The organism is Oleiphilus sp. HI0128, assembly GCF_001635365.1.
Window position 1 is genome coordinate 1 of the sequence record NZ_LWGG01000978.1, and the last position, 875, is coordinate 875.

Genomic DNA, 875 nt, shown 5'->3' on the forward strand with positions numbered 1-875 from the left:
CGATAGGAATGCCTCTTTTAAGAATTCTACCCGCCCAGTAGACATATACGCTTTGAACATGGCACTTGATCGATCAAACAACCAATTACCTCCACTGGAAGCGCTATAATCAAGCCCACCAGCCCAATTTTCGAACTGGCCTACTTGGTATTGCTCAAAACCGTCTGACGAACCACTTGAGGGCACATAAGGAGGAATCAGGCCTGACTCGGACAAATAGCTTGTATCGTGCAAGGCAAAAATTCGTGGGTAAGGCAGGTTATTTTTATCTGCGCCTGCAGCCGCCCAACCTAGAGAGTGTGCAACTTCAGACAAGCGTGTGACTGCTGCACCACCATCTGTAATTGTCAGGTCTATATTACCACCGGTCATATCGACATTTTGCAGCTGGATTGTCACCGAACGAATAGAGTTATCAGACCAATGGTAACGTAAGCCACCTTCAACGTAGGCTGCTAATTCCGTTGAACCATTCAGAACCTTGATTTCCGAAATATCAGTCACTTCACCCGCTGCCAGAGGCAAACCAAAGGTGACGACCTCAGAGTTTGTCGGCGTTACTTCACTATCAGCTTGTAAGGTGATCTGCGTATTTAACGCATGAACTGATGTCCCCGCTATGAGTAGACATGCTCCAGCACTATATCTCATAAAACACGATCTTAAAGCTTTCATCGTGATGTACCTCTTAAAATTCTTAACGAATGACAAATGTAAAAAAGTTTGACCCTTACATAACAAAAGTAGGTCAAGCTGCAGACATATCTAGCAAAAAATACATTAATTTTGTAACCACTACTCTAACGCTCTTAAAAGCATTTTACTTAGACTAATTCAACACACTGCGCGACGAATAGCCAACACTAATGACACCT

The 875-nt window shown here is 43.5% G+C and carries 1 protein-coding gene; it reads right to left on the reverse strand.

The window, feature by feature from the left end; translation table 11 throughout:
- Positions 1-651, reverse strand: a 651-nt coding sequence (locus A3763_RS16240; RefSeq protein WP_156495130.1) for a hypothetical protein, incomplete at its 3' end; no start/stop codon positions are given.
- Positions 652-875 lie beyond the last annotated feature (224 nt).